We start from the raw sequence: 26,200 nt of genomic DNA on the forward strand, positions 1-26,200 counted from the left end.
TCACGCTCACGGCCAGGCGGGGGCGTCAGCGCAGCGACCAGCGCGCGCCGTCCGGCCCGTCCTCCACGACGACCCCCGCCTCGGTGAGCCGGTCACGGAGCCGGTCGGCGCGGGCCCAGTCCTTGGCGGCGCGCGCCTCGGCACGCTCCTGCAGCACCGCGCGCACCAGCACGTCGATCGCCTGCTCGGCCGCCCCGGAGCCGCCGCTCCCGGCCCAGTGCGGGGCCAGCGGGTCGAGACCGAGCACGTCGAGCATCGCGCGCACGGCGAGCGCCTCCTGCGTGGCCGGGCGGCCGTCGGCGAGCGCGCTGTTGCCCGCGCGGACCGTCTCGTGGACCACCGCGAGGGCGGCCGAGACGTTGAGGTCGTCGTTCATCGCGGTGACGAACGCCTCAGGAAGGGCGAGGTCGGCGACCGGTCCGGTGGCGCCCGCTCCGCCGTCGGGCGCCGTGTCGGCCTGGACGGCCCGCGAGACGAAGCCCGTGATCCGCTCCCAGGCCGCGCCGGCCTCCACGAGCGACACCCCCGGGGTGAACTCAAGCGTGGAGCGGTAGTGGACGGCCCCGAGCGCGTACCGCAGCAGCACCGGGTCCGCGTCCCGCAGCACCTCGCGCACCACCAGGGAGTTCCCGAGCGACTTGCTCATCTTCTCGCCGCCGACCGTGACCCAGGCGTTGTGGAACCACAGCCCCGCGAAGTCCCAGCCCGCGGCGCGCGACTGGGCCTGCTCGTTCTCGTGGTGCGGGAAGCGCAGGTCGATACCGCCCGCGTGGATGTCGAAGCCCTCGCCGAGGTACTTGCGGGCCATCGCCGAGCACTCCAGATGCCAGCCCGGCCTGCCGCGGCCGTACGGCGTGGGCCAGGCGGCGGTCTCCGGCTCGCCGTCCTTCGGTGCCTTCCAGAGGGCGAAGTCGAGCGGGTCCCGCTTGTCCGGAGGCGGCTCGGTGGCGTCATCGCTGCCGAGGTTCTCCAGCCGCTGGTGCGTGAGGTCGCCATAGCCGGGGTAGGACCGCACGTCGAAGTAGACGTTGCCCGCCTCCCCCGGGTAGGCATGGCCGCGCTCCACCAGCCGGTCCACGAGCTCGACCATCTCGGTGATGTGGCCGGTCGCACGGGGCTCGTAGGTGGGCGGCTGCACGTTGAGCGCGTCGTAGGCGGCCGTGAACTCGCGCTCGAACCGGTTCGCCCACGCCCACCACGGCTGCCCGGCGTCGCCGGCCTTGGTGAGGATCTTGTCGTCGATGTCGGTGACGTTGCGGATCAGCGTGACGCGCTGCCCGTTCCGCTCGAGCCACCGGCGCAGGATGTCGACGGCGATCGCCGACCGCAGGTGGCCGATGTGCGGGCTGCCCTGCACCGTCGCGCCGCACAGGTAGACGCCCACCTCGCCAGGAGTCCGTGGCTCGAGGGGGCGGACGGCGCGGCTCGCCGTGTCGTAGAGCTGTAGTCCCACGGTTCCGGAGTCTAGTGAGGTGTCTCAGCGGCCGGACACGCCCTCGACGACGTCCAAGGCGTGGGCCTCGGCGATCTCAGCGCGCAGGCGCGCACCGCAGCAGTTATATGTGTGCTACACCTATATTCCGTGGCCGACCTCTCCTCCCTCGACGAGCTCGTGGTGCGGCTGGTGCAGCAGCGTCGAAGCCCTGCCTACCGCCGCGAGCTGTTGCGCGGCCTGCCGGAGGGCGTGGGCATCGCCGGTCTGCGGGTGCTCCGCACGGTCGAGCGCAGCCTGGCGGCCGGCGTGCTGCCCACCGTCAAGGACGTGGCCGTCGACCACGGCATCGAGCAGTCGACCGCCAGCCGCGCGGTCCATGCCGTGGTCGCCGCCGGCCTGGCCACCAAGTCCACCTGCGGTGACGACCTGCGCAAGGCCCGGCTCGACCTCACCGGCGCCGGCCGCGACGTGCTCGAGCACGCGACGCGCAACCGCCAGGCGCTGCTGCAGCGCGTGACCGCGGACTGGTCTGCGGCCGACGTCGCGCAGCTGGTCGCGCTGCTCGAGCGGCTCACCGAGGGCTACCGCACGGGGGTGCTGACCCCGCGATGACCTCTCGCGCCACCACGCCGGCCGGCACGCCCCTCCGGTCCCCGCGCAGCGCCGTGCAGCTGCTGCTGGACCGCGACTTCGGCGGACTCTTCTGGGGCAAGGTCATCAGCATCGTCGGCGTCTGGGCGTTCAGCGTGGCGGCCGCGATCGCCGTGTTCGACGCGACCGGGTCCACGCTCGCGGTGGGGCTGGTGGCGGGCGCGCAGTTCGTGCCGCAGCTCGTGCTCGCACCGCTGAGCGGCACGTGGGCCGACCGGGGCGACCCGCGCCGCCAGATCATCCTCGGACGGCTGCTGTGCCTCGTGGGCGCCGGCGGTCTGGCCCTGTGGGTGCAGCTGGTGGCGCCGACCGGCTGGGCGCTGGCGGTGGCCGTGCTGCTCGGCTCGCTCACGGTGGGGTTCGGGTTCTCGATCGGCGGGCCGGCGATGCAGTCGGTCACGCCACGACTGGTCAGCCGTGACGAGCTCCCGCGGGCCATGGGGCTGAACACCGCACCGATGACCGTGGCGCGCGTGGTGGGCCCGGTGGTCGGTGCCGCCCTGGTGGCGGCGATGGGACCGGCCGCGGGCATCGCCGTCGCCGCCCTGGGCCAGCTGGTGTTCCTGCTCCTGCTGCTGGCGGTGCGGATCCCGGCCAACGAGCCGCGCGCCGCCGACACCGACTACTCGGTCGGCGCCGCCTGGCGCCACGTGCGCTCCGATCCCGGGCTGCTGCTCCTGCTGCTCGCGGTCACCGCCGTCACGTTCGGGGCGGAGCCCAGCATCACGCTGGCGCCCGCGCTCTCGGCCGACCTCGGCCACGGAGCGGAGATGGTCGGCGCGCTGACCGCGACGTTCGGCGTCGGCTCGGCGGTCGGGCTGCTGCTGGCGAGCTGGCTCGGCAGGCCCGAGCGCACGGTGCTGCTGCTGCTGATCGGGCTGGGAGGACTCACCGTCGGCATGGGGACCGCGGCCGCGCTGCCCTGGCTCGGCGGCGCGCTGGCCGGTTTCGCGATCGCCGGCGCCGGCTTCACGATCGGCGTGACCAGCGTCAGCACGGCGGTGCTGCTGCGTGTGCCGGGGCACCTGCGGGGCCGGGTGATGGCGTTCTGGATGATCTGCTTCGTGGGTTTCCGCCCGGTCGCCTCGGCGCTCGTGGGCGTGGTGGCCGACGCCGCCTCGGTGCGCTGGGCGATCGTCACGATGGTGCTGGTCACGGCGGCCGCGATGATCGCGATCACCCGGCGCCGCTCGCTGGTGAGCGCCTGACGGTCCCGCCGAGCCGCGCGCGCAATCTCCTGGACCTGGCCGCCCTGCACCGCGAGGCTGGGGCGATGAGCGAGGACATCTGGAACCTCCCGCAGCGCGACCTGTGGGACGAGAAGGCAGCTCAGAGCTATGAGGACCTCGGCTCGCCGATGTACTCGCCGGAGGTGCTGGGCCCGACCGTCGAGACGTTGGCCGGGCTCGCCGCCGGCGGTCGCGCGCTCGAGCTCGCCGTGGGCACCGGGCGGGTCGCGATCCCGCTGCGCGAGCACGGCACCGAGGTGCACGGCATCGAGCTCTCGCCGGCGATGATCGCCGAGCTCCGCACCCGCATGGACGCCGACCAGCTTCCCGTGACCGAGGGCAGCATGGTCGACGTCCGGGTCGACGGCGAGTTCTCCCTCGTCTACCTGGTGTTCAACACCATCTCCAACCTCTACAGCCAGGCCGAGCAGGTCGCGTGCTTCCGCAACGCCGCGGCCCACCTGGGCCCGGGTGGGCGGTTCGTCATCGAGCTCTGGGTACCGCGCCCGCAGCCGGTGGGCAGCGCGCACGCGCAGGTGTTCAGCACCGGCGAGGGCTACATCGGCATGGATGTCCTCGACCTGTCGACGCAGCGCGGCGTCTCGCACCACATCCGGTACGAGCCCGACGGCGCAGCCCGGGTCTCGTTCAGCCCGTTCCGTTACGTGTGGCCCGGTGAGCTGGACCTGATGGCCGAGCTGGCCGGGATGGAGCTCGAGCACCGGTGGGCGGACTTCTCGCAGGCACCGTTCACGTCCGAGTCCACCTCGCACGTCTCGGTGTACCGCCTCCGGTAGCAGCTGTCGGAAACGTTCAAGAGCGATGTCGGCCCTGGGGCGCACACTGGTGGGCATGACGACAACCGCACCGGTCACCGAGCTCATCGCCTTCACGATCGACACCCCGGACGCCTCCGCGCTGGCCGCCTTCTACGGCGCGCTGACCGGCGGCGAGGTCACCGACTACCCCGAGTACGGGGTCGCGAGCCTGTCGGCGCTGGGCGCGAACCTGTACTTCCAGACCGTCACCGACTACAGCCGCCCGGAGTGGCCCAGCCAGCAGCACCCGCAGCAGTTCCACCTCGACCTGCGCACGGCTGACCTGGACGCCGCTGTCCAGGCCGCTGTCGAGCTCGGCGCGAGCGTGGCGAGCGAGCAGCCCAACCCCGAGATGTCGACGGTGATGATCGATCCGCACGGGCACCCGTTCTGCCTGTGCCCGCCGAAGCAGGACTGAGCGCAGCCGCGCGCCGCGATCAGGAGGGACCGGGCAGCACCGCCTCGATCGCGGCGACGACCTCGGCGGACTCGGGCTCGGTGCGCGAACGGAACCTCGCCACGGGCACGCCGTCCGCGCCGAGGACCCACTTCTCGAAGTTCCATGCCACGTCGCCGGCGTCACCGGTCGCGTCGGCGACCTGCGTGAGCGCGGCGAACACCGGGTGCGCCCCCGGCCCGTTGACCTCGACCTTGTCCATCATCGGGAAGCTGACGCCGTAGGTCGACGCGCAGAACTGCGCGATCTCCTCGTTCGTGCCCGGTTCCTGACCCATGAACTGGTTGCAGGGGAACCCGATCACCGTCAGCCCACGCTCGGCGTACCGCTGCTGCAGCCGCTCCAGGCCGGAGTACTGCGGCGTCATGCCGCACCTCGAGGCGACGTTGACGACCAGCAGCGCACGTCCGGCGTGCTCGCCGAGGGTGGTGGCCCGGCCGTCGAGCGTGGTCACGGCGATGTCAGAGAGGTTCACAGGTCCACGCTACGGCGTCGTTGGTGGCTGGCAGGATCGAGCCATGCTGCGGCACCACCTCGAGACCCCGATCGGCACGCTGATCGCGATCGCCGATGACGCCGGGCTGCGGTCGTTGCTGTTCCCGGGGCACCGGGTGCCGAGCGCGATCGAGACGATCCCCCGCAGCGACCGCGGGTTCGAGGCGCTGACCGAGCAGCTCGCCGAGTACTTCGCCGGTGACCGGCACCACTTCGAGCTGCCGCTCGCCCTCCGCGGGACCCCGTTCCAGCTCCGCGCCTGGGACGCGCTGCGGCAGATCCCCTACGGCCAGACCCGCAGCTACGGCGAGCAGGCCGCGATGCTCGGCGGTCCGGAGTCGGCTCACACGCTCGCGCGGGCCGTCGGGCTCGCGAACAACCGCAACCCGATCTCGATCATCGTGCCGTGCCACCGGGTGGTCGGCGCCGATGGCAGCCTCGTCGGCTACGGCGGCGGCCTGCCGATCAAGCGGTACCTGCTCGACCTGGAGTCCGCCGCGCAGCCGCTGTTCACGTTCTGACGAGCTCCTGCTTGCCGGCCAGGTCGGCGTACTCGCCCCCGAGCTCGAGCAGCTCGTGGTGCGTCCCGCGCTCGACGACGCGACCGCCGTCGAGCACCACGATCTGGTCGGCGTCCGCGATCGTCGAGAGCCGGTGCGCGATCGTGATGGTGGTGCGGCCGACCGCGAGGGCGTCGAGCGCCTCCTGGACGGCGCGTTCGGTGGCGTTGTCCAGCGCCGAGGTGGCCTCGTCCAGGACGAGGACCAACGGGTCGCGCAGGATGGTCCGCGCGATCGCGATCCGCTGCTTCTCCCCGCCCGAGAACCGATATCCCCGCGAGCCGACCACGGTGTCGTACCCCTCGGGCAGGCCGACGATCAGGTCGTGCACCTGGGCGGCGCGGGCGGCCGCCTCGATCTCGGCATCCGTGGCGTCGACCCGGGCGTAGCGCAGGTTCTCGCGGATCGTGGTGTGCAGCAGGTAGGTCTCCTGGGAGACGACACCGACGACCGAGCTGAGGTCGGCGAGCGAGAAGTCGCGCAGGTCGATGCCGTCGATCCGGACGCTGCCCACGGTGGGGTCGGCCAGGCGCGCCACCAGCGACCCCAGGGTCGACTTGCCCGAGCCGGTGTGACCGACCAGCGCCAGCGCGGTGCCGGCGGGCACGGTCAGGTCGATCTCGGCCAGCGCCGCGCGGTCGGAGCCCGGGTAGCTGTAGCCGACCCCGTCGAAGCGGACCTCACCACGCATCCTGCTCCGGTCGACCGGGACCGGCTGCTCGGGGTCGTCGATCTCGACCACCAGGTCGAGGTACTCGAAGACGCGGCTGAAGAGCGCCATCGAGCTGATCACCTCGACGCCGACGTTCAGCACACCCATCAGCGGACGGAACAAGCCCGCCTGCAGGCCGGTGAACGCCACGAGGGTGCCGATCGTCATGCCGTTCGAGGTCGCGGGCAGCCCGGCGATCAGGTAGATCAGCGCGGGGATGGCCGCGAACACGATGCTCATCGTCGCCATCCGCCAGCGACCGGCCAGCTGGGACCTGACCTCCAGATCCATCAGCTCGTTCGAGGTGCTCGCGAAGGTGGCCGAGGCGGTGGGCCCGGTCCCGAGGATCTTGCCGAGGATGGCGCCGCTGACCGACAGCGACTCCTCCACCTGGCCCTGCAGGTTCGCCATGGCGCGCTGGCGCTGGGCGGTGACCTCGCGTCGCATCGTCGCGACCTTCCTGGTCAGCCAGATCGCCGGCGGCAGCACGATCAGCGACAGCAGCGAGAGCTGCCACGAGAGGGCGACCATCGCCACGGCGGTACCGACCGCCGTCGTGATGTTCGAGGCGACCGAGGTGGCCGTGGAGGTGACCACGCCCTGCATCCCCTGGATGTCCTGGGTGAGCCGGGACTGCACCTCGCCACCACGGGTGCGGGTGAAGAAGTCGACCGACTGGCGCTGCAGGTGGGAGAACACGTCGGTCCGCAGCCGGTGCATGACCTTCTGCCCGATCGTGGTCGAGAGCCACGTCTGCACCACACCGAGCACCGAGGAGATCACCGTGACGGCGAGGAGCCCGCCCACGAGCATGAGCAGCAGCGGGACGTCCTGGTCCGGGATCGCGTCGTCGATCAGGTGCTTGGTGATGAACGGCGTCGCCAGACCCACGAGGGAGGTGGCGACGATGAGCGCCGTGACCACGGCGAGCGGGCCGCCGTAGGGGCGGAAGAGGGCGCCGATGCGGCGCATGCTGACGGGGTGCTCGGCGAGCTGAGCCTTGTCGGCGGGGTCGAGCCGGGCGACCAGGGGGCCGCCGGGACCGCCGCCACCGCGGCCGGCGCTGCGGCCGCCCGTGGGATCGCCGGGCTTGCCGACCGTGCGAGAAGTGTTGTCGGGCGCTGTCATGGCGCACCACCTGCCTTTGCGAGTGCTGGAAGCTGTGAGGCTCGACGGCGGCGGAGCGGTCTCCGCGCGACCTGGGCCATATAGTGAGGTTACCTCACCATGAGGCTCAACCACTATCTCGGCTAGGGTATTCCCGTGCCCGCGCCCGAACCCGACACCAGCGAGCTGATCGTGCGTACCGCGAGGCAGCTGCGCCGGCGGTGGATGGCGTCGCTGGAACCCTGGGACATCACACCCCACGAGTTCCGGGCGCTGCACGCGACCACCCACGGTGAGGCGCCACGGCTGTCCGAGATCGCGGACCGGTTGCGGATCGCGCCGCGGTCGGCCACCGAGGTCGTCGACAGCCTCGAGGCCAAGGGCCTGGTGCGTCGCACGCCCAGCCCCACCGACCGGCGGGCGGTCCTGGTGCACCCCACCGACGCCGGCCGCGCCCTCGCCGAGGAGGTCGCACAGCACCGGTCCACCCTCGGCGAGGAGATGCTCGCCCCGCTCACCCCGGAGGAGGTCACGCACCTGCGCGACCTGCTCACCCGGATCCTCGACGACGCCCCCTGAACCGCTGTCAGGGGGTGAAGACCAGTGCGGTCGCGATGGCCGCCAGCCCCTCGCCGCGACCCGTGAGGCCGAGGCCGTCGGTGGTGGTGGCCGAGAGCGTCACCGGAGCGCCTGCGGCCTCCGAGAGACGTCGCTGTGCCTCCTCGCGCACCCGCGCGAGCTTGGGTCGCGGACCGATCACCTGGACCGCGACGTTCCCGATCGCGAACCCGGCCGTCCGCACGCGCGCCGCGGCCTCGCCGAGCAACCGGACGCCGCTGGCGCCGGCCCACCGGGGGTCGTCGGTGCCGAACTGCGCGCCCAGGTCGCCCAGTCCTGCCGCGGAGAACAGTGCGTCCGCGGCCGCGTGGGCGGCGATGTCGCCGTCGGAGTGACCCTCGAGCGCGGGCTCGTCGGCGAACTCGATCCCCGCCAGCCACAGGCCGAGCCGCCCGTCCTCGGCGAACGCGTGCACGTCGACGCCGATCCCGGTGCGCGGCGTCACGACCACTGCCCGCTCGCCAGCATGGCCTCGGCGAGCGCGAGGTCGACCCGGGTGGTGATCTTCATGGCCTGATCCTCCCCCGCGACGACGCTGACCGCGACGTCGCTGAACCTCTCGACGAGACCGGCGTCGTCGCTGACCGCCGTGGACTCCGCCGCCGCCAGCGCGGCGCCCGCCGCGTGCACCTCGACGAGCAGGTCCCGCGCAAAGGCTTGCGGCGTCTGGACCGCCACGAGCTCGGTGCGGTCCAGCGTCTGGGAGACCACGCCCCCGCTCACGCGCTTGATGGTGTCGATGACCGCCAGCCCGGGGATGACCGCCCGGTCACCGGCCGCGAGCCGCTCCAGCAACCGCCCGATCAGCGCCGGCGAGGCCAGCGGTCGCGCCGCGTCGTGGACGAGGACGACGTCGGCGTCCGGCCCGAGGGCCGCGAGCCCTGCGGCCACCGACGCCTGCCTGCTCGCGCCTCCCGGGACGCACCGCGCCGACACCTCCGCGACGGCGCGGGCGATGTCGTCGTCACGCCCGGACGGGCAGGTGACGACGATCTCCTCGATCCCGGCCGCCCGCAGCCGGCGGGCGGCATGAACGACCAACGGGTCGGCGCCCAGGCGCACGAGCGCCTTGGGGTCAGCCGACCCGAGTCGAGTGCCCGATCCCGCGGCGGTGAGGATCGCGGAGGCGCGCACCTGGGAATGACGTCCGTGGACTACGAGGCGAGCACCTCGTCGAGGATGGCCTCAGCCTTCTCCTCCTCGGTGTGCTCGGCCAGCGCGAGCTCGGAGACCAGGATCTGGCGCGCACGCGCGAGCATGCGCTTCTCGCCGGCGGAGAGGCCACGGTCGGCGTCACGGCGCGAGAGGTCGCGCACGACCTCGGCGACCTTGATGACGTCACCCGAGGCGATCTTCTCGACGTTCGCCTTGTAGCGGCGCGACCAGTTGGTGGGCTCCTCGGTGTACGGGGCGCGCAGCACCTCGAACACCTTCTCGAGACCCTCGTGATCGACGACGTCGCGGACACCGACGAGATCGCAGTTCTCCGCGGGCACCTCGATCGTCAGATCACCCTGCGCCACCTTGAGCCTGAGATACAACTTCTCCTCGCCGCGGATGACGCGCTTCGAGATCTCTTCGATGAGGGCCGCACCGTGGTGCGGGTAGACGACGGTCTCGCCGACTGTGAAGGTCATGAGTTGGCACTCCCCTTTCCAACGGTTGAGTTTATCATTGAACCTGGCGCTCGACCGACCGTCGCTCAGAGCGTTTGCGCAGGTCACCGGCCCGCACGTCGCTGTGGGTCACGATGCTCCGGCGCGGAGCGGTCGCGGTCGCCCCGCCCGACGCTAGGCTTCGCTGTCGAGACCCTGGTCGAAGAATCGGTCGGATTCACGAGCCCTCGAGGAGCGCAGGACATGGCAGGTCGGACCGGAGCCGGACACGCACGTTGGATGTCGCGTGCGCTCGCCGCGCTGGCGATCGGGGCCGCCGCAGCGGCCGGGATCGGGGCTTGCTCGCCCATCAACACCCAGCTCGAGTACGCCCCCAGCGACGGCAACCGCGCCGAGCTCGGCGACGAGATCAGGGTCGAGAACCTGCTCGTCCTCACCACGGGTCAGGACGAGCCCGCGCTGGTCGTCGGCGGCGTCACCAACCGCACGGCCGAGACGACCACGGTCACCTTCACCTTCGGCGCCGACGAGGCGGGCGCCACCGAGAGCCTGGACGTGCAGGTCGCGGGTCGCAGCACGGTGCTGCTCAACCCCTCGCACGAGGACGGCGAGACCGCGATCCTCGAGGCGAGCCCGGTCGCGCCCGGCGCGAACCTCCCGGTGACGATCTCGACGCCGACCTCCGGCTCGACCACGGTCAACGTCACCGTGCTCGACGGCACCCTGGCCCCGTACGACACCTACCTCGAGTTCCTCGACTAGCGCGAGCCGGCCGCGCCCGAGCAGCGGCGTCGGGCGGAGCGGGACTCAGCCGACGAGCTTGTACCCCAGGCCGCGCACGGTCACCAGCACCCGCGGGTCCGAGGGATCGGGCTCGATCTTGCCGCGGATCCGCTTGACGTGGACGTCGAGGGTCTTGGTGTCCCCCACGTAGTTGCTGCCCCAGACCCGGTCGATCAGCTGGCCGCGCGTCAGCACGCGGTCGGGGTTGCGCAGGAACATCTCCAGCAGCTCGAACTCGCGCAGCGGCAGCGCGACCTCCTCGCCCTCGACCGTGACCACGTGGCGGTCGGTGTCCATGCGGATCGACCCGACGGTCAGCAGCCCGAGCCCGTCGTCCTCGGCCTCGGGGGTGGCCTCGCCGCCGCGCCGCAGCACGGCACGCACCCTGGCCAGCAGCTCTCGGAACGAGTACGGCTTGGTCACGTAGTCGTCCGCGCCGAGCTCCAGCCCCACGACCTTGTCGATCTCGCTGTCCTTGGCGGTCACCATGATCACCGGGACCTTGGAGCGCAACCGCAGCTCACGGCAGACCTCGACCCCGGACATGCCCGGCAGCATCAGGTCGAGCAGCACCAGGTCGATCGTGTTCTCCTCGAACGCCTCCAGGGCTGCGGGGCCGGTCGCCACGGCGACCACCTGGAAGCCCTCGCGGTTGAGCTGGAACGTCAACGGCTCGCGATAGGCGTCCTCGTCCTCGACCACCAGGATCGTTGTCATGCCACTTCCTCATCGTGCTCGTCGGCGCGGGGAGAGCCGGTGCTCTCCACCTCGGGGATCCGGAGTGTGAACGTCGACCCACGACCGGGAGCCGACCAGAGTCGCACGTCGCCGCCGTGACGCGCGGCGACGTGCTTGACGATGCTGAGGCCGAGCCCGGTACCGCCGGTGTCGCGGGAGCGGGCAGGGTCGACCCGGTAGAAGCGCTCGAAGACGCGCTCGAGATCGCTCGCGGCGATCCCGACGCCCTGGTCGACGACCGCGATCTCGACGAACCCCTCGCGCGAGCGCACCCCCACACGCACCGGCGAACCCTCCGGTGAGTAGCGCAGACCGTTGTCGAGCAGGTTCCGCAGCGCGGTCACGAGCAGCGCGTGGTCGCCGTAGACGCGCTGACCCGAGCCGGCGCCGACGGCGATCGTCGAGCCGCGGTGGCCCGCCTGCACCCGCACCCGGTCGACCGCCTCGGCGATGACGTCGTCGATCGAGAGCTCCACCAGCGCGGTCTCGGTGTCCGGCGCCTGCAGCCGGGACAGGTCGATGATGTCGCCGACCAGCAGCGACAGCCGCGTCGCCTCGGTCTGCATCTGCGCGCTGAACCGGCGCACGGTCTGCGGGTCCTCTGCAGCGTCGGCGATCGTCTCGGCCAGCAGCGACAGCGCCCCGACGGGCGTCTTCAGCTCGTGGGAGACGTTCGCCACGAAATCGCGCCGGACCTCCTCCAGCCGTCGTGCCGCGGTGGTGTCCTCGGCCAGCACCAGCACCCGGCCGCCGGAGAGCGGCGCCACGATGACGTCGAACACCAGCCGGTCCGAGCTGCTCAGGGCCGACCGCGAGATCGCGACCGTCTCACGCTGGGTGCTGCCGCCGTTGCGGACCGCCGCCACGAGCCTGGAGACGTCGGAGGACGGGATCCGCCCGTTGCGCACCACGCCCTTGGCATAGGCGTCGGCGCTGACGCGCAGCACCTCTTCGTCGGGCCCGAGCAGCACCGAGGTCGCGGTCAGCGCCGCGAGCACCTCGGCGACGTCGTCGTGGACCTGTGGCGGTGCGGCCGACAGCGGCACGCTGCGCTGGCTCCGCTCGCTGTGCAGGAAGGCCCAGACACCGGCGACACCGACGCCGACGCCCAGCAGGGCGGCGACGATCAGCAACCAGTTTTCCTCCACGTCGCCACAGCGTAGGCGTCACGATGCCGTGCTCGGCGCCCCGATAGGCTCTGTCTGCCGGCTGCAGGGTTGTTGTTCACTTGGGTGGCACCGACCGTTCACCCGCCGGTGCCACGGTGTGGCAGCGGTCAGCGCTACCGCTGCCGTGGTCTAGGAGTCAAGGAGCTGTCAGGGTGCGAGCAATCTTCGACCAGGAGCTGGAGCAGGTCGGCAACGACCTCCTGCAGATGTCCAGGCACGTCGCCGACGCGATCAGCAACGCCTCCCAGGCGCTCATCACGGGCGACCTCGAGCTGGCCGAGAAGGTGATCGAGGCCGACGCCAAGGTGGACGAGCTCGAGCGCGTCCTCGACGAGCGGTGCATCATGCTGCTGGCGCGTCAGCAGCCGGTCGCCACCGACCTCCGGATCATCGTCTCCTCGCTCCGCATGAGCAGCTCGATCGAGCGGATGGGCGACCTCGCCCGGCACATCGCCCAGGTGGTGCGGCTGCGCTACCCCGAGGCCACGCTGCCGGACGCCGCCAAGCACGTCTTCAACGACCTGTCGACGGCGGCGATCAAGGTCGCCGGCGACATCGTGGAGCTGCTCGACTCGCACGACCTGCAGCTCGCCTCCGCGGTGGAGCGCGACGACGACGTGCTCGACCAGCTGCACACCGAGACGTTCAAGATCACCCTCGCGGAGTCGTGGCAGGGCACGACGGCGCAGACGGTCGACGTCACGCTGCTCGCCCGGTTCTTCGAGCGCTTCGGCGACCACGCGGTCTCGGTCGCCCGCCGCATCACCTACCTGGTGACCGGCGACTTCGCCACGGGCAACGGCAACGCCGACGGCTGAGGCTGCCCTGCTCGAGGCCGCCGGGGCGATGGGCGCCGCACCGGTGTGATGCGTCCGACAGTCTCATCTCAGATCTGAGATATATCATCGGCGGTATGACGATCACGCTCGATGACTCCGCGCCCGGTCCGGCCCCGCTCACCGAGATCGGAGCGCTGATCCGGTCCACGCGGCAGGCCAAGGGCATCACGCAGGCCCAGCTCGCCGACGGGCTCGGCACCAGCCAGAGCGCGATCGCCCGCATCGAGTCCGGCGGCCAGAACCTGTCCGTCGAGATGCTCACCCGCATCAACGCGGCACTGCACGCCGACCTCGTCACGATCGGCACCAAGGGCCCGACCCACCTGCGCGTCACCGGCGGGCAGCAGCTCTCGGGCAGCATCGCCGTCAACTCCTCCAAGAACGGCGCGGTCGTGCTGCTGTGCGCCGCGCTCCTCAACCGAGGCACCACGGTGCTGCGCAACGTCGCCCGCATCGTCGAGGTCGAGCGCATCGTCGCGGTGCTGGTCTCGATCGGCGTCAAGGCCACGTGGTCGAGCAACGGTCGCGACCTCGAGCTCGTCACGCCCGACACGCTGGACCTCGACGCGATCGACGTCGACACCGCCATGCGCACGCGCAGCATCATCATGTTCCTCGGCCCGCTGCTCGGCCGCCTGGACACCTTCGCGATCCCCTACGCGGGCGGCTGCGACCTCGGCACCCGCACCGTGGAGCCGCACATGATCGCGCTGCGCCACTTCGGGCTCGACGTCGTGGCGACCCAGGGCGCCTACCGCGGCACCGTCACCCGCGACCACGCCGGCGACCTCTCGGTGGTGCTGACCGAGCGCGGTGACACCGTGACCGAGAACGCCATCATGGCTGCGGCCCGCCACCCCGGCGTCACCACGCTGCGCAACGCCTCACCCAACTACATGGTCCAGGAGCTGTGCTACTACCTGGAACTGCTCGGCGTGCGCATCGAGGGCATCGGGACCACCACGCTGCGCATCCACGGCGTCACCGACATCGATGCCGATGTGACCTACACGCTGGCCGAGGACCCGGTCGAGGCGATGAGCCTGCTCACCGCCGGCATCGTCACCGGTTCGCAGATCACGGTCACGCGGGTGCCGATCGAGTTCATGGAGATCGAGATCGCCACGCTGGCCGAGATGGGTCTGCGCTACGACCTCAGCGCCGAGTACACCTCCGGCAACGGCCGCACCCGGCTCGTCGACATCACGGTCCACCCGAGCGAGCTGCGGGCGCCGATCGACAAGATCCACCCCATGCCCTTCCCCGGCCTCAACATCGACAACCTGCCGTTCTTCGCGGTGATCGCCGCATCGGCCTCGGGGTCGACTCTCATCCACGACTGGGTCTACGACAACCGCGCGATCTACCTCACCGACCTCAACAGGCTCGGGGCGAACGTCCGGCTCCTCGACCCGCACCGCCTCGACATCACCGGTCCCACCCACTGGTCCGGAGCCGAGGTGAGCTGCCCGCCCGCGCTGCGCCCCGCCGTCGTCATCCTGCTGGGCATGCTCGCTGCCAAGGGGACCTCGGTGCTGCGCGGTGTCGACATCATCGCGCGCGGCTACGAGCACCTCGCCGACCGGCTGATCTCGCTCGGGGCGCAGATCGAGACCTTCCACGACTGAGCCTCTCCCGGGACGCGCGACGCCCCCGACCGGATCGGTCGGGGGCGTCGTGCGTGTGCGGGGTGTCGGTGCTCAGCGTCCCTGGTTGGCGACGGCGGCGATCGCCTCGGCGGCCGCCTCCGGGTCCAGGTAGGTCCCGCCCGCCGTGACCGGCACCATGTCCTCGTCCAGCTCGTACACCAGCGGGATCCCGGTCGGCACGTTGAGACCGGCGATCACCTCGTCGTCGATGCCGTCCAGGTGCTTGATGATCGCGCGCAGCGAGTTGCCGTGCGCCGCGACCATGACGGTCTTGCCCTCGCGCAGGTCGGCGACGATCTCGCCCTCCCAGTACGGCAGCGCGCGCTCCAGCACGTCCTTGAGGCACTCGGTGGTGGGGATGGGCTCACCGGCGTAGCGGGGGTCGGCGTCCTGGCTGAACTCGGAGCCGAGCTCGATCGGCGGCGGCGGCACGTCGTAGCTGCGGCGCCAGGTCATGAACTGCTCGTCGCCGAACTCGTCACGGATCTGCTTCTTGTCCTTGCCCTGCAGCGCGCCGTAGTGGCGCTCGTTGAGGCGCCAGCTGCGGTGGACCGGGATCCAGTGCCGGTCGGCGGCGTCGAGCGTCAGGTGCGCGGTCGTGATCGCACGACGCAGCAGCGAGGTGTGCAGGACGTCGGGGAGAACGCCGGCCTCGGTCAGCAAGGTGCCGCCGCGCACAGCCTCTTCCCGACCCTTCTCGGACAGCGGCACGTCCACCCAACCGGTGAACAGGTTGAGGGCGTTCCATTCGCTCTCGCCGTGGCGGAGCAGCACGAGGGTGTAGGTCATGCGAGCCAGTCTGCCGCATCGGCGAGACGGCCCATGACCCTCAGCGTGCGGGCAGCAGGCACATGGGAGCGGACGCCGCGATCGTCGAGCTCAGCTCCCCGACCGTCGGACCGCCCGGGCCGCGATCGACCTGGTGCACACCGATCTGGTCGGCGTACTCCCCCGCGACCAGGACCGTCTCCCCCACCACCGTGAGGTGCCGTGGCCACGTGACCGTGGGGATCTCGGCGAGCAGGCGGTCGACCACGCCGTCGGCGAGCCCCACCACCGCGAGCGAGTCCGCGCCGCGCACACCGACCACCAGGGTGGTCGGGTCGATCAGCTCGAGGTGGGACACCGTGTGGGTGTCCCCGGTCCGGGCAGGCACGGTCACCGTGCCGACCGAGCCCAGCAGCTCGCCGGTGCCGGTGGCCTCGTCCCACCGCAGCGTGACGACCTCACAGCTGAGCTCGCACGCCACGTGGACCAGGTCGCCGGCCACCACCGCGTGACGGGGTCCGCTGCCCGGGACCAGCGCCGTGAGCACCGGTTCGCCGACGGGCCGTCCATCCTCGAGACGGTAGGCACGCAGCTCGTCCGTGCCGAGGTCGGCCACCACGAGCCATGCGCCCTCGGGCGAGACCCAGGAGGAGTGGGCGTGCGAGCCGTCCTGCCGCTCGGCGTTCGGTCCGCTGCCCGAGTGCGGCAGCGTCACCGACTCGCCGGTGAGGTCACCGGCGGCGTCGAGAGCGAGCGCGGTGGCGACGCCGTCGCCGTAGTTCGTCGTGTACAGCCAGCCCCCGTCGGGGTGCACGGAGAGGTGGCAGGGTGAGCTGCCGCCGCTGCTGGCGCTGCCGGTGCGCACCAGCGTCGCACCGGAGATCTCGAACGCGGCGACCGACCCGGGATCGGACTCGTCGACGGCGTACAACCGGGGCGCCGTCGGGTGGAGCGCCAGGAACGCCGGCCGCTCGGCGGCGTCCCCCGCGGGGGACAGCCGGCCGCCGGCGAGCCGTGAGATCTGCGGGGTGGAGCTGCCCACCCAGATGTCGGTCATCAGTGCGCGGCGGCGTAGGCCTCGCGGATCTCCGCCGAGACCCGGCCGCGGTCGCTGACCTTGTAGCCGTTCTCGCGCGCCCACTCCCGGATCGCGCCGGTGTCGCCGCTGCGGGCGGGCGCGCTGCCGGATGCCGCGCGACGCGTCGTCGCGCTGCGCCGGCCGCCGGAACGGCGGGCGTGACCGATCCACCGTGCAAACGCCTCACGCAGCTCGGCCGCGTGCTCGGCGTTGAGGTCGATCTCGTAGGTGACCCCGTCGACGGCGAACGAGATGGTCTCGTCCGCGTCGCTGCCATCGAGGTCATCGATCAGCAGAACCTTGACCTTCTGTGCCATGAGCGTGGCCCTTCTTCATGAGGTGATGAGTCTGACTCGAATGGCGGGAATGCCGTTCTCCGCGCTCGAGCAAAGGAAATCTTGACACTCGCGCTTCGGCGATGTCAAAGAAGTCTACTCGTGGTTCTCGGTCGGGCTTTGCGCTGTTCTGCTTTCGGCGCGACGGCGCTCGATCTCCGCGTCGATCTTTTGTCGTGCGGCGCGCTCTCTGCGATCGGCGACCACGAAGGCACGAATCACGATCACGAAGAGGATCAGTACCCCGATCGGGGGTACCACGGTGCTGAGGATATCGTTCATCGCGGCTTCACCAACGGGAACAGGATCGTCTCGCGAATGCCGAGCCCGGTGAGTGCCATCAACAATCGGTCCAGTCCCATACCCATGCCGCCCATCGGTGGCATCCCGTGCTCCATGGCCTCGAGGAAGTCCTCGTCCACCCGCATCGCGTCATGGTCGCCCTTCGCGGCCAGCAGCGCCTGCGCCTCGAACCGCTCGCGCTGCACGACCGGGTCCACCAGCTCGGAATAACCGGTCCCGAGCTCGAACCCGCGCACGTAGAGGTCCCACTTCTCGACGACCCCCGGGCGGCTGCGGTGCGCGCGCACCAGCGGCGAGTTGTCGACCGGGTAGTGCATCACGAAGGTGGGTTCCCACAGGTGGTCGCCCACGTGGTGCTCGAACAGCTCCTCGGCGACCTTGCCCGGGATGACGTGCGCCGGGTTGATCTGCAGGCCGGCGGCGTCGGCGTGCGCCATCAGCTGATCGAGCGGCGTCTCCGGCGAGATCGTCATGCCCATCGCCTCCGACGTGGCCGTGTACATGTCGAGCTGGGGCCACTCACCCCCGACGTCGTAGCTCGTGCCATCGGCGAGCGTCACCTCGGTGGTGCCGAAGGCGGCGAGCGCAGCCGCCTGCACCAGCTCGCGCGTCAGGTTCGCGATCGACATGTAGTCGCCATAGGCCTGATAGGCCTCGAGCATCGCGAACTCGGGCGAGTGCGTGGAATCGGCGCCCTCGTTACGGAAGATCCGGTTGAGCTCGAACACGCGCTCAATTCCCCCGACAACCGCCCTCTTGAGGAACAGCTCGGGCGCGATGCGCATGTAGAGATCGATGTCGTACGCATTCATGTGCGTCACGAATGGCCGCGCCGCGGCGCCGCCGTGCTGGGTCTGCAGGATCGGGGTCTCGACCTCGAGGAAGCCTCGCTCGTGCAGCTCGCTCCTGATCGATCTCACGACGGCGGAGCGAACTCTGACCATTTCTCTCGCGGCCGGACGGGCGATCAGATCGAGATATCGCTGCCGCACCCGAGTCTCTTCCGAGGACTCCTTGTGGAGGGTGGGAAGAGGGCGCAACGCCTTCGCAGCGAGCTGCCAGGTGTCGGCGAACACGGACAGCTCTCCGCGGCGCGAGCTGATGACCTTGCCGTGCGCGAAGAGATGGTCGCCGAGGTCGACATCGGCCTTGAAGGAGTCGAGGGATTCCTCGCCGACCTCGGCGAGCGAGAGCATCACCTGCAGCCGTTCCCCCGCGCCGTCGGCGAGCGTGACGAAGCACAGCTTCCCGGTGTTGCGCAGGTGCACCACCCGGCCGGCGACGCCGACGACGTCGTCGGTCTCGGCACCGGGCTCGAGGTCGGGGTGCGCCGCGCGCACCTGGCCGATCGTGTGCGTGATCGGCACCGCGACCGGGTACGGCTCTCGACCCTCGGCGAGCATCCGGTCGCGCTTGGCCAGGCGTACGCGGTACTGCTCGGGGAGGGATTGCTCGTCGTCGTGCTCTGGTCCGCTACTCACCGGGATAGTCAATCACCGCATTGTCGATGAGCCGAGTTCGGCCCACCCTGGCTGCGACCAGCAGGAGGGTGGCGGCCGTCGGGCGCTCGCTCGGGGCCGGCCGCAGGGTCGCGGGGTCGACGAGCGCGAGGTAGTCGACCTCGACGAGCGGGTCGGCGGCGTCGAGCTCCGCTCGGGCGGCCGCCAGCACGGCCTCCGGACCGCCCTCACGAGCCTGGCTGCCTGCGCGCATCGCACGCGAGAGCGCGAGCGCGGCCGCACGCTCGGCCGGCGCGAGGTAGGTGTTGCGGCTGGACCGCGCCAGCCCGTCCGGCTCCCGGACGATGGGCTCGGCGACGATCTCGATGTCCATGTCGAGGTCGGCCACCATGCGCCGGACCAGCGCCAGCTGTTGCGCGTCCTTCTGCCCGAACATCGCGACGTCCGGCCGGGTCAGGTGCAGCAGCTTGTTGACGACCGTGAGCATGCCGTCGAAGTGGCCCGGGCGGGCCGCGCCCTCGAGGACCTCCCCCATCGGGCCGGCGTCGAGCGTGACCAGGGGTTCGCCGTCGGGGTACATCTCGGCGACGGACGGCGCGAACACCAGGTCGACCACGCCGGTCTCGGTCAGCCGGGCGAGGTCGGCCTCGAGGGTCCGCGGATAGGTCGCGAGGTCCTCGCCCGCGCTGAACTGCAACGGGTTGACGAAGATCGTCACCACGACCTCGTCGGCGCGCTGCGCCGCCCCGCGCACGAGCGCGAGGTGCCCTTCGTGCAACGCCCCCATCGTCATGACCACGGCGCGGCGGCGCGGCGTCAGCGCGGCACGCAGGTCTGCGACGGTGCTGACGAGCCTGGGCGGCTCGGTGAGCGCCCGGGTCGCGTGCCCGTCGAGCGCGCTGAGCACACCGCGCGCCCGGGGCTCGCTGAGCCGCCCGGTGCGCGCGGCGCGCTCCGCCGTCGCCCGGGCCAGGGCGCGGTAGGCGGGCAGCACGTCAGGCTGCCCCTGCAGCGCCGCGAGCGCCTCGACGTGCTCGGAGACGGTGCCGGCGTCACCGCGCGAGACCGGCCCGGTCAGGGCGGCGTCGCCGCGGTGCACCGCACCGTCGAGCGACGCCTGCGCGAGCGGCCCGAGCATGGCGGGGTCGACGCCGTCGATCGTCGCCAGCGTGCCGCGCGCCTGCGCGATCAGGGTGACGAGGTGGTTCGAGGCGTGCGACAGCGCCGCGTGGTAGCGACCGCGCGCCGCCTCGGGCAGCACCACCGGCTCGCCGCCGAGCTCGACGACCAGCGCCAGCGCGATCGGCAGCACGGCCTCGTCGGCCGTGACGGCGAACGGCGCGCCCACCAGCCGTGCGACGTCGGTGCTGGTCCCGGTGAACGTCATCGCCGGGTGGATCGCGAGCGGGATCGCTCCGGCGTCGCGGGCGGGCGCGAGCACGTCGGTGCCGAAGCGGCCCGCGGTGTGCACGACCAGCTGACCCTCGTGGAACCGACCGAGCTGGGCGAGCCCGGCCACGAGCGGCGCCAACGCGTCGTCGGGGACGGTGAGCAGCACGAGCTCGGCCCGCTCGACGACCTGCTCGACCTCGAGCACCGGCACCCCCGGCAGCAGGTCGGCGACGCGGTCACGACTGGCCTCGGAGACCCCGCTGGCGCCGACGACGGCGTGCCCGGCGCTCCGGAGGACGTGCGCGAGCACGGCGCCGACCCGACCCGCTCCGACGACGCCGATCCCCAGCCGGCCCGGCCGCGAGGTCACCGAGCGCTGTCCCGGCCGGGCGTGGTCGGGAGCACGCCGGCGTAGCCGGCGCGCAGCGATGCGGCCTCGCGCGGCCCGGCCGTCGCGTCGACCCTCGTCTGCATCCACCGCTCGGGCGCCGCGTGGCGGCGAGCCTCCCGGGCGCGGCCGGCGAGGTCGAGCAGCAGGTCGCGGGCCACGTCCACGTCGAGATGGATCGCCGAGGCGCGCACCGGCCCCGCGGTGGAGTGGAAGTCCAGGCCGGCGAGCCTGCGACGCCGCTCCAGCGGCCCCTGCGTGATCGCCATCGACTGGGTGCGCTCGTGCGGCACGATCGCCAGGTAGCGCCACCAGACGCCCGAGCGCAGCAGCAGCGCGGTCCGGGTGACGCGGATGCCCTGCCTGCGCCAGCTGAACGGGTCGAACAGGTTCGCTCGCGGGGGCGAGATGATGAAGCCGTCGTCGTCGCCGACTCCGGTGAGGGCCGCCTGCAAGGTCTCCAGCGGGTTGTCGGTGCCGAGATCGGGCAGCACGAGCGGCAGGATCTGCTGCAGCTCCTCGGTGGTGGCCACGGGGAACAGCACCGTGGAGGCCTCCTGGCCGCTCTCGGCACCGTATCCGGCGACGTTCATGCGCAGCCGCCACCATTCCTTGCCGCGCCACAGCAGCGGCTGGGAGAGCGAGATCGCCTGCACGCGCCCGGGTGGCACGGTGCGCGCCTTGGACTCGAGCAGCCCGTGGCGGAGCCGGATGCCGTCGGCGGAGATGCCGATGCGGAACGAGAACTCGCCCGCGAACCGCGACCACACGTAACCGACGGCGCCCAGCACCGCCGGCAGCGCACCGGCCACGAACTGGAACGTCTGGGTCACCACGACCGTCACGACGAGGCCCGCGACCAGCACGACCGCGAGCATCACGCCGGCCGAGCGGATCAGCGACCCGATCAGACGCCCGGAGCTCAGCTCGAGCAGCTGCCGCTCGGGCGCGGCCTGCGCGTCGACCGGCGGGCTGCCCGCGGGCTGCTCGCCCCGCTTGACGCCCGCGGCGCGCGCGAGGATCTCGTTGCGGACCCGCTGCGCCTCGTCATCGGTGAGGTAGGACAGCGTGAGGTTGGAGCCGGCACCGCCGGCCGACTCGATCTTGAGCGAGGAGAAGCCGAACATCCGCGCGAGCAGCGGCTGCGTCACGTCCACGGCCTGCAGCCTGTCGAGCCGCACGTGCCGCTGCTGGCGCCACAGCACGCCCGAGTGCAGGAACACGCTGTCGGTGCCGATCCCGTACTGGGTGCGACGCCACGCGAGCGCTCCGTAGCCGAAGCCGATCAGCCCGCCGAGCACGATCGCCCCGATGACGAACAAGCCCTTCTGGAGCACCGGCAGCTCGAGCTGGGCGAGCTCCTCGCCGTAGTTCCAGACCGCGATACCGAGGAGGACCGCAGCGGCCTTCCAGGCGTTGAGGGCCGGGGTCACCTTGTGCAGGCGACGCCACTCGACCGGCTCGGAGGTGGTGTCCGGAGGTGCCGACGGCGGCGCCTCGCTCGTGTCCTCCGGCGCGCTGACGCCGGGTGGTGGGCTCCACGGAGCGCTCACAGGCCGGCCAGCCTCGCCTCGCCGGCCTCGCTGAGCCGGTCACGCAGCCGCGCGGCGTCGGCCTCGGGAAGGCCCGGGATCGCAGCGTCGCTGCCGGCGGACGCCGTGTGCAGCTGCACCTGCGCGATCCCGGCGCGGCGGGTCAGCGGGCCTGCCTGCACGTCCACGAACTGCATCCGCCCGTACGGGACCACCGACAGCGACCGGAACATCACGCCCTTGCGGATCAGCAGGTCGTCGTCGAGCTCGGCGTAGCCGATCGCGCGCACCTGCCGGGGGATCAGCCAGAACGCCCACACGAGGAAGAGCGCGAACACCGCCGGAGCGATCCAGACGGCACCGCCGAAGATCACGGCCGGGACCGCGGATCCGAGAAGCGGCAGGCCCAGCCAGATGCCGGCGGTGAGCCGACGCACGCCGATCAGCTTGTCGGAGACCGGCGCCCAGGCCACCCCCGGGACATCGAACGCAGTGGAGTCCATGCGGCCATTCTCCCCTGACGGCGGTGCGGGCGACCACCATGCCCGCCCGGGGCGCCCCGCGCGCGGGCTGCTGCGCGCCGACCGCGGGGTCAGCGTGCCGGGCGGTGGGTGCCGTCCGGGTAGCGGTCGTCGCCGTCCTCGTCCTCGGGTGGGACACGACAGCACCACTGGGTGACCATGCCGGCCACGGCCATGGCGACGGCGGCCAGCAGCCCGACCCCCGAGGCCAGCGCGACCTGCCGCGGCTCCGGCAGCTCCAGCTGCATCGAGGCCAGCCCGAGGGATGCGGTGAGGTACCCGGCGAGCACCGCCCCGGCGAGGGCCGCCGTCTGACCGAGGACGAGCGTGCGGGTGGCGCCGATCGGGTCGACGTGCTCGCCGCGCGAGACCCAGCGCCGTACCCGCAGGCCCAGCACCAGCACGACGGCACCCACGATGGCCAGCAGCGCGGCCAGCAGCAGCGGGATCTGCGGCAGGTCGCCGCCGTTGCTCTGCCACCAGCGCAGCAGCACGGCGCTCACGGTTCCGACCGCGAGGAAGGCCGCACCCAGCGCGGCCCACCGCACCCGCAGCCCGGGGTCCGGCTCGCTCACCTGCTACGCCTCGGGGTCATCGCCGCGGATCGGCGCCCAGCGGGGCCGGATCCGGGTCGCGCTCGCGGGGTCCGGCTCGTCCGCCTCCCACGGGGCCCGGGGCTGCGGGTCGGGCCCGGCCTCGGGCTCGGGGCTCGGCAGCGGTCCGGGCGCGGCCAGGGGCCGAGCCGTCGGCTCGGGCTCGGGTGCCGGCTCGGGTGCCGGCTCCGGTGCCGGGAGCGGCTCGGGCGCAGGCGCGGGGACCGGCTCGGGCATCGGAGACGGGAGCGGCTCGGGCGTGGGAACGGGCTCCGGGGCCGGCGCGGGCTCGGGCACGGGCAGGGGTTCCGGCACCGGCAGCGCAGCGGCGGCGGCCTCGGGTCGGTTGGTGACCACACGGGAGGTGGACAGGTCCTCGGCCTCGTCCTCCGCGGCGGGGGCCGCGGACGCTGCCGCGGGTGCGGGTTCGGAGCGCGGCGACGAGCCTCGCTCGTACCAGTCGAGCGCGAGCCACCTCACGCCGCCGCGGTCGGGCGCCGTGTCGGCGAGAGCCGCCACCGGCCCACCGCCGAGGCCCGGCAGGAACGCGTCGGGGTCCATGTGGGCCCACGGCACCAGCACGAACGCGCGCTCGTTCGCGCGCGGGTGCGGCAGGCTCAGCTCCGGGTCGGCGCTGGAGACCGAACCGTAGGTGAGGATGTCGACGTCGAGGGTGCGCTCGCCCCACCGTTCCTCACGGACCCGGCCGTGCGCGGCCTCGACCTGCTGCGTCGCGGCGAGCACGGCGCGCGGCGAGGCGGTGGTGCGTGCGACCACGACGGTGTTGAGGTAGTCGGGCTGGGACACGGCGTCGGGCTGCAGCACGGCCGCGGTCTTCGCCAGCGGCGCCACGTCGACGATCTCCAGGACCCCGGAGGCAGCGAGGTCGTCGATGGCCCGCCGCAGCGTGGTGCGGACGTCGCCGAGGTTGCCGCCCAGGCCGAGGACCACCTCGACCGGTTCGGCCGGCTCGGCGTCGAGGTCGGTCGGTGCGCTCAGCGGGGCCGGCTCGGGCGGAGCCGCGGCGACGGCGGGGACGTCGTCGCGGTCGGGCTCCTGCACAGCGGCCACCGGCGCCGGTGCGGCGGCGGGCTGCGCGGCGGGCTCGAGCGTGCGGTCGCGCACGATGCTGACCTGGACGTCGTCGAACGGGACCCCGACGGGGGCCTCCGGCTTGTGCACGGTCACCTCGACGCTCTGCACCGCGGGCCGCGCCAGCACGGCGTCGGCGATCATGGCGGCGAGGGTCTCGATGAGGTTGACCGGCTCCCCCTCGATCAGACCGACGACGTCAGCGGCGACCTCGGCGTAGTTGACCGTGTGGGTGAGGTCGTCGCTGGTGGCCGCGGCGCGCGTGTCGAGGTGCAGCACCAGGTCGACCTTGAAGAGCTGGCCGCTGCGTCGCTCCTCGGGCAGCACGCCGTGCCTCCCGACACCTCCGAGCCCGACCAGCCTGATGACGTCCGCCCTCGCCGCACCCATGTCAGTCTCCCGTCCTGCCCTGCTCGAACCTGGCCTCGCCGGCCGCTCGCACCGCTGTGCCGACACGCACCGCGTCGACCGAGCCTGCCACGTCATGGACGCGCACGGCCCAGACACCCCGTGCCGCCATCAAAGCCGACACCGCTGCGGTCGCGCGGTCGCGGTAGGTCGGCAGGGCCGGGACGCCGTCGTGCTCGAGGAGCTCACCCAGGAACCGTTTCCGTGAGGCGCCCACCAGGACCCGGTGACCGGTCGCCATGAAGACCTCGACGTGCGAGAGCAGCTGCCAGTTCGCGTCGGCGTTCTTGGCGAACCCCAGGCCCGGGTCGAGGATGATGCGGTCCTGCCGCACACCGGCCTCGAGGAAGGCGGTCACGCGCTGCTCGAGCTCGCGCGCGACGTCGGCGACCACGTCGTCGTAGCCGGCCCGCTGGCTCATGACGTCGGAGTGCCCACGCCAGTGGCTCACGATCACGTCGCAGCCGCGGTCGGCGACCAGACGCGGCATCTCGGGGTCGGCCAGACCGCCGGAGACGTCGTTGATGCAGCTCGTGCCGGCGTCGAGCACCTTCTCGGCCACCGAGGCGCGCATCGTGTCGACGCTGATCGCGGCGCCCTCGGCGGCGAGGCCCTGCACGACCGGCATCACGCGCGCCAGCTCGACGTCCTCGGGGACCCGGGTCGCACCGGGCCTGGTGGACTCACCGCCGACGTCGAGGAGGTCCGCACCTTGGGCGATCAGGTGCCGGCCGTGCGCGATCGCGAGCTCGGGGTCGAGCCACTGACCGCCGTCGCTGAAGGAGTCGGGCGTCACGTTGACCACGCCCATCACCCTCGTGGCAGCAGGGTCGGCGACGCTCACGGATCCAGCCTCTCACGCACGCGTGATCAGGCTCATCGCCTCGGCCCGGGTGGTGGGGTCGCGGAGCGAGCCGCGGACGGCGGAGGTCACGGTGCGCGAGCCGGGCTTCCGGACGCCCCTCATCGACATGCACAGGTGCTCGCACTCGATGACCACGATCGCACCCAGGGCGTTGAGCTTGTCCATGAGCGCGTCCGCCACCTGGGAGGTGAGCCGCTCCTGCACCTGCGGCCGCTTGGCGTAGACGTCGACGAGTCGTGCGAGCTTGCTCAGCCCGGTCACGCGGCCGTCGGAGCCGGGGATGTACCCGACGTGCGCCACGCCGTGGAACGGCAGCAGGTGGTGCTCACAGGTGGAGTAGACCTCGATGTCGCGCACCAGCACGAGCTCGTTGTGCCCGAGCTCGAAGAAGGTCTGCAGCACGTCGCCCGGCTCCTGGGCCAGTCCGGAGAACGCCTCCCGGTAGGCCCGTGCGACCCGCCGGGGCGTCTCCAGCATGCCGTCCCGCGTGGGGTCGAGCCCGAGCGCGACCAGCAGGTCGCGAACGGCGGCGATGGCCGCAGCCTCGTCGTAGCCCGGCGGCTGCGGGGCCCGGAGATCCTCGGACATG

Annotated in this window: 29 protein-coding genes; 9 read left to right on the top strand and 20 right to left on the bottom strand. The window is 72.1% G+C overall.

From position 1 onward, the window contains the following. Positions 1-25 precede the first annotated feature (25 nt). Positions 26-1,453 carry a cysteine--tRNA ligase gene (gene cysS, locus GPA04_RS08060; protein ID WP_156223585.1) on the bottom strand — a complete coding sequence of 476 codons (1,428 nt, stop codon included), beginning with the start codon at positions 1,451-1,453 and terminating at the stop codon, positions 26-28. Positions 1,454-1,513: 60 nt separating this feature from the next. Here cysS and GPA04_RS08065 point away from each other — a divergent pair, with 60 nt between their 5' ends. The 4 genes from GPA04_RS08065 to GPA04_RS08080 all read left to right on the top strand — a co-directional run bounded on the left by GPA04_RS08065 (position 1,514) and on the right by GPA04_RS08080 (position 4,551). Next, positions 1,514-2,047 carry a MarR family winged helix-turn-helix transcriptional regulator gene (locus tag GPA04_RS08065; RefSeq protein WP_156223586.1) on the top strand — a complete coding sequence of 178 codons (534 nt, stop codon included), beginning with the start codon at positions 1,514-1,516 and terminating at the stop codon, positions 2,045-2,047. Further along, complete coding sequence (locus GPA04_RS08070) at positions 2,044-3,294, top strand: MFS transporter (RefSeq protein WP_156223587.1); 1,251 nt, start codon at positions 2,044-2,046, stop codon at positions 3,292-3,294. Before GPA04_RS08065 ends, GPA04_RS08070 begins: the two co-directional genes overlap by 4 nt. 65 nt (positions 3,295-3,359) lie before the next feature. Beyond that, positions 3,360-4,112, top strand: coding sequence for a class I SAM-dependent DNA methyltransferase (locus tag GPA04_RS08075; RefSeq protein ID WP_156223588.1), 753 nt, complete (start codon positions 3,360-3,362; stop codon positions 4,110-4,112). A gap of 55 nt (positions 4,113-4,167) precedes the next feature. After that, entirely contained in the window at positions 4,168-4,551 is a 384-nt protein-coding gene (locus GPA04_RS08080) for a VOC family protein (RefSeq protein WP_156223589.1), read from the top strand. Positions 4,552-4,570: 19 nt separating this feature from the next. Here the strand turns inward: GPA04_RS08080 and GPA04_RS08085 are convergent, their stop codons facing one another. After that, positions 4,571-5,065 (bottom strand): glutathione peroxidase, encoded by a 495-nt coding sequence (locus GPA04_RS08085; RefSeq protein WP_156223590.1) that lies wholly within the window; start codon positions 5,063-5,065, stop codon positions 4,571-4,573. A gap of 43 nt (positions 5,066-5,108) precedes the next feature. Here GPA04_RS08085 and GPA04_RS08090 point away from each other — a divergent pair, with 43 nt between their 5' ends. Further along, positions 5,109-5,606 (top strand): methylated-DNA--[protein]-cysteine S-methyltransferase, encoded by a 498-nt coding sequence (locus tag GPA04_RS08090; RefSeq protein WP_170299349.1) that lies wholly within the window; start codon positions 5,109-5,111, stop codon positions 5,604-5,606. Here the strand turns inward: GPA04_RS08090 and GPA04_RS08095 are convergent. Next, positions 5,596-7,485, bottom strand: a complete 1,890-nt coding sequence (locus tag GPA04_RS08095; RefSeq protein WP_156223591.1) for an ABC transporter ATP-binding protein — start codon at positions 7,483-7,485, stop codon at positions 5,596-5,598. The two genes, GPA04_RS08090 and GPA04_RS08095, sit on opposite strands and share 11 nt — an antisense overlap. 135 nt (positions 7,486-7,620) lie before the next feature. Here GPA04_RS08095 and GPA04_RS08100 point away from each other — a divergent pair, with 135 nt between their 5' ends. After that, the gene (locus GPA04_RS08100) at positions 7,621-8,043 is read left to right on the top strand and encodes a MarR family winged helix-turn-helix transcriptional regulator (RefSeq protein ID WP_241680669.1); all 423 of its coding nucleotides are present in this window, start codon (positions 7,621-7,623) and stop codon (positions 8,041-8,043) included. A gap of 7 nt (positions 8,044-8,050) precedes the next feature. Here GPA04_RS08100 and ispF read toward each other — a convergent pair whose 3' ends face one another. From ispF to GPA04_RS08115, 3 genes are read right to left on the bottom strand one after another with little or no spacing between them, the layout of a single operon-like run. After that, positions 8,051-8,533 carry a 2-C-methyl-D-erythritol 2,4-cyclodiphosphate synthase gene (ispF, locus tag GPA04_RS08105; protein ID WP_156223592.1) on the bottom strand — a complete coding sequence of 161 codons (483 nt, stop codon included), beginning with the start codon at positions 8,531-8,533 and terminating at the stop codon, positions 8,051-8,053. Further along, positions 8,524-9,216, bottom strand: a complete 693-nt coding sequence (gene ispD / locus GPA04_RS08110) for a 2-C-methyl-D-erythritol 4-phosphate cytidylyltransferase (protein ID WP_156223593.1) — start codon at positions 9,214-9,216, stop codon at positions 8,524-8,526. Before ispD ends, ispF begins: the two co-directional genes overlap by 10 nt. A 20-nt stretch (positions 9,217-9,236) precedes the next feature. After that, entirely contained in the window at positions 9,237-9,719 is a 483-nt protein-coding gene (locus GPA04_RS08115; protein WP_156223594.1) for a CarD family transcriptional regulator, read from the bottom strand. A 222-nt stretch (positions 9,720-9,941) separates the two neighbouring features. Between GPA04_RS08115 and GPA04_RS08120 the strand changes: the two genes are divergently transcribed. Next, positions 9,942-10,460: a hypothetical protein gene (locus GPA04_RS08120; protein ID WP_156223595.1), complete on the top strand. Its 519-nt coding sequence runs from the start codon at positions 9,942-9,944 to the stop codon at positions 10,458-10,460. 45 nt (positions 10,461-10,505) lie between these two features. Here the strand turns inward: GPA04_RS08120 and GPA04_RS08125 are convergent, their stop codons facing one another. Together GPA04_RS08125 and GPA04_RS08130 are read right to left on the bottom strand one after the other, a co-directional pair. Beyond that, positions 10,506-11,198 (bottom strand): response regulator, encoded by a 693-nt coding sequence (locus GPA04_RS08125; RefSeq protein ID WP_156223596.1) that lies wholly within the window; start codon positions 11,196-11,198, stop codon positions 10,506-10,508. Further along, positions 11,195-12,367: a sensor histidine kinase gene (locus GPA04_RS08130; RefSeq protein ID WP_156223597.1), complete on the bottom strand. Its 1,173-nt coding sequence runs from the start codon at positions 12,365-12,367 to the stop codon at positions 11,195-11,197. The genes GPA04_RS08125 and GPA04_RS08130 overlap by 4 nt, the downstream gene beginning before the upstream one ends. 173 nt (positions 12,368-12,540) lie before the next feature. Here GPA04_RS08130 and phoU point away from each other — a divergent pair, with 173 nt between their 5' ends. Continuing rightward, positions 12,541-13,206: a phosphate signaling complex protein PhoU gene (gene phoU / locus GPA04_RS08135; RefSeq protein ID WP_156223598.1), complete on the top strand. Its 666-nt coding sequence runs from the start codon at positions 12,541-12,543 to the stop codon at positions 13,204-13,206. Positions 13,207-13,301: 95 nt separating this feature from the next. Further along, on the top strand, positions 13,302-14,855 hold the full coding sequence (locus GPA04_RS08140) for a helix-turn-helix domain-containing protein (protein WP_156223599.1): 1,554 nt from the start codon (positions 13,302-13,304) through the stop codon (positions 14,853-14,855). A gap of 72 nt (positions 14,856-14,927) precedes the next feature. Here GPA04_RS08140 and GPA04_RS08145 read toward each other — a convergent pair whose 3' ends face one another. The 12 genes from GPA04_RS08145 to folE form a co-directional block, all read right to left on the bottom strand. Further along, complete coding sequence (locus GPA04_RS08145) at positions 14,928-15,665, bottom strand: phosphoglyceromutase (protein ID WP_156223600.1); 738 nt, start codon at positions 15,663-15,665, stop codon at positions 14,928-14,930. Between the two features lie 40 nt (positions 15,666-15,705). Beyond that, positions 15,706-16,701, bottom strand: a complete 996-nt coding sequence (locus GPA04_RS08150; protein ID WP_156223601.1) for a lactonase family protein — start codon at positions 16,699-16,701, stop codon at positions 15,706-15,708. Then, positions 16,701-17,039, bottom strand: a complete 339-nt coding sequence (locus tag GPA04_RS08155; RefSeq protein ID WP_156223602.1) for a histone-like nucleoid-structuring protein Lsr2 — start codon at positions 17,037-17,039, stop codon at positions 16,701-16,703. Before GPA04_RS08155 ends, GPA04_RS08150 begins: the two co-directional genes overlap by 1 nt. A 114-nt stretch (positions 17,040-17,153) precedes the next feature. Continuing rightward, a complete protein-coding gene (locus tag GPA04_RS08160; RefSeq protein ID WP_156223603.1) occupies positions 17,154-17,339 on the bottom strand; it encodes a hypothetical protein in 186 nt (61 codons plus the stop codon). Continuing rightward, positions 17,336-18,763, bottom strand: a complete 1,428-nt coding sequence (gene lysS / locus GPA04_RS08165) for a lysine--tRNA ligase (protein ID WP_241680705.1) — start codon at positions 18,761-18,763, stop codon at positions 17,336-17,338. Before lysS ends, GPA04_RS08160 begins: the two co-directional genes overlap by 4 nt. A 70-nt stretch (positions 18,764-18,833) precedes the next feature. Then, complete coding sequence (gene panC, locus GPA04_RS21610; protein WP_436277907.1) at positions 18,834-20,582, bottom strand: pantoate--beta-alanine ligase; 1,749 nt, start codon at positions 20,580-20,582, stop codon at positions 18,834-18,836. Continuing rightward, positions 20,579-22,153, bottom strand: a complete 1,575-nt coding sequence (locus tag GPA04_RS08180; RefSeq protein WP_156223605.1) for a PH domain-containing protein — start codon at positions 22,151-22,153, stop codon at positions 20,579-20,581. The genes panC and GPA04_RS08180 overlap by 4 nt, the downstream gene beginning before the upstream one ends. Then, positions 22,150-22,635 carry a PH domain-containing protein gene (locus tag GPA04_RS08185; protein WP_156223606.1) on the bottom strand — a complete coding sequence of 162 codons (486 nt, stop codon included), beginning with the start codon at positions 22,633-22,635 and terminating at the stop codon, positions 22,150-22,152. The genes GPA04_RS08180 and GPA04_RS08185 overlap by 4 nt, the downstream gene beginning before the upstream one ends. Positions 22,636-22,724: 89 nt before the next feature. Then, positions 22,725-23,228 (bottom strand): DUF3180 domain-containing protein, encoded by a 504-nt coding sequence (locus tag GPA04_RS08190; protein ID WP_156223607.1) that lies wholly within the window; start codon positions 23,226-23,228, stop codon positions 22,725-22,727. 3 nt (positions 23,229-23,231) lie between these two features. Next, positions 23,232-24,728: a 2-amino-4-hydroxy-6-hydroxymethyldihydropteridine diphosphokinase gene (gene folK / locus GPA04_RS21220; protein ID WP_162458554.1), complete on the bottom strand. Its 1,497-nt coding sequence runs from the start codon at positions 24,726-24,728 to the stop codon at positions 23,232-23,234. 1 nt (position 24,729) lies between these two features. Continuing rightward, the gene (gene folP, locus GPA04_RS08200; RefSeq protein ID WP_366464498.1) at positions 24,730-25,590 is read right to left on the bottom strand and encodes a dihydropteroate synthase; all 861 of its coding nucleotides are present in this window, start codon (positions 25,588-25,590) and stop codon (positions 24,730-24,732) included. Between the two features lie 12 nt (positions 25,591-25,602). Further along, the gene (gene folE / locus GPA04_RS08205; protein WP_156223609.1) at positions 25,603-26,199 is read right to left on the bottom strand and encodes a GTP cyclohydrolase I FolE; all 597 of its coding nucleotides are present in this window, start codon (positions 26,197-26,199) and stop codon (positions 25,603-25,605) included. Between the last annotated feature and the right edge of the window lies 1 nt (position 26,200).

This window comes from Pseudactinotalea suaedae, from assembly GCF_009733815.1.
GTDB classification, from domain to species: domain Bacteria; phylum Actinomycetota; class Actinomycetes; order Actinomycetales; family Beutenbergiaceae; genus Pseudactinotalea; species Pseudactinotalea suaedae.

Coding starts and splice junctions, on each gene's coding strand:
- GPA04_RS08070 (WP_156223587.1), top strand. CDS start 2,044: ATGACCTCTCGCGCCACCACGCCGGCCGGCACGCCCCTCCGGTCCCCG.
- GPA04_RS08075 (WP_156223588.1), top strand. CDS start 3,360: ATGAGCGAGGACATCTGGAACCTCCCGCAGCGCGACCTGTGGGACGAG.
- GPA04_RS08080 (WP_156223589.1), top strand. CDS start 4,168: ATGACGACAACCGCACCGGTCACCGAGCTCATCGCCTTCACGATCGAC.
- GPA04_RS08090 (WP_170299349.1), top strand. CDS start 5,109: ATGCTGCGGCACCACCTCGAGACCCCGATCGGCACGCTGATCGCGATC.
- GPA04_RS08095 (WP_156223591.1), bottom strand. CDS start 7,485: ATGACAGCGCCCGACAACACTTCTCGCACGGTCGGCAAGCCCGGCGAT.
- GPA04_RS08115 (WP_156223594.1), bottom strand. CDS start 9,719: ATGACCTTCACAGTCGGCGAGACCGTCGTCTACCCGCACCACGGTGCG.
- GPA04_RS08120 (WP_156223595.1), top strand. CDS start 9,942: ATGGCAGGTCGGACCGGAGCCGGACACGCACGTTGGATGTCGCGTGCG.
- GPA04_RS08125 (WP_156223596.1), bottom strand. CDS start 11,198: ATGACAACGATCCTGGTGGTCGAGGACGAGGACGCCTATCGCGAGCCG.
- GPA04_RS08140 (WP_156223599.1), top strand. CDS start 13,302: ATGACGATCACGCTCGATGACTCCGCGCCCGGTCCGGCCCCGCTCACC.
- GPA04_RS08145 (WP_156223600.1), bottom strand. CDS start 15,665: ATGACCTACACCCTCGTGCTGCTCCGCCACGGCGAGAGCGAATGGAAC.
- GPA04_RS08150 (WP_156223601.1), bottom strand. CDS start 16,701: ATGACCGACATCTGGGTGGGCAGCTCCACCCCGCAGATCTCACGGCTC.
- GPA04_RS08155 (WP_156223602.1), bottom strand. CDS start 17,039: ATGGCACAGAAGGTCAAGGTTCTGCTGATCGATGACCTCGATGGCAGC.
- GPA04_RS08160 (WP_156223603.1), bottom strand. CDS start 17,339: ATGAACGATATCCTCAGCACCGTGGTACCCCCGATCGGGGTACTGATC.
- lysS (WP_241680705.1), bottom strand. CDS start 18,763: ATGCTCGCCGAGGGTCGAGAGCCGTACCCGGTCGCGGTGCCGATCACG.
- GPA04_RS08185 (WP_156223606.1), bottom strand. CDS start 22,635: ATGGACTCCACTGCGTTCGATGTCCCGGGGGTGGCCTGGGCGCCGGTC.
- folK (WP_162458554.1), bottom strand. CDS start 24,728: ATGGGTGCGGCGAGGGCGGACGTCATCAGGCTGGTCGGGCTCGGAGGT.
- folE (WP_156223609.1), bottom strand. CDS start 26,199: ATGTCCGAGGATCTCCGGGCCCCGCAGCCGCCGGGCTACGACGAGGCT.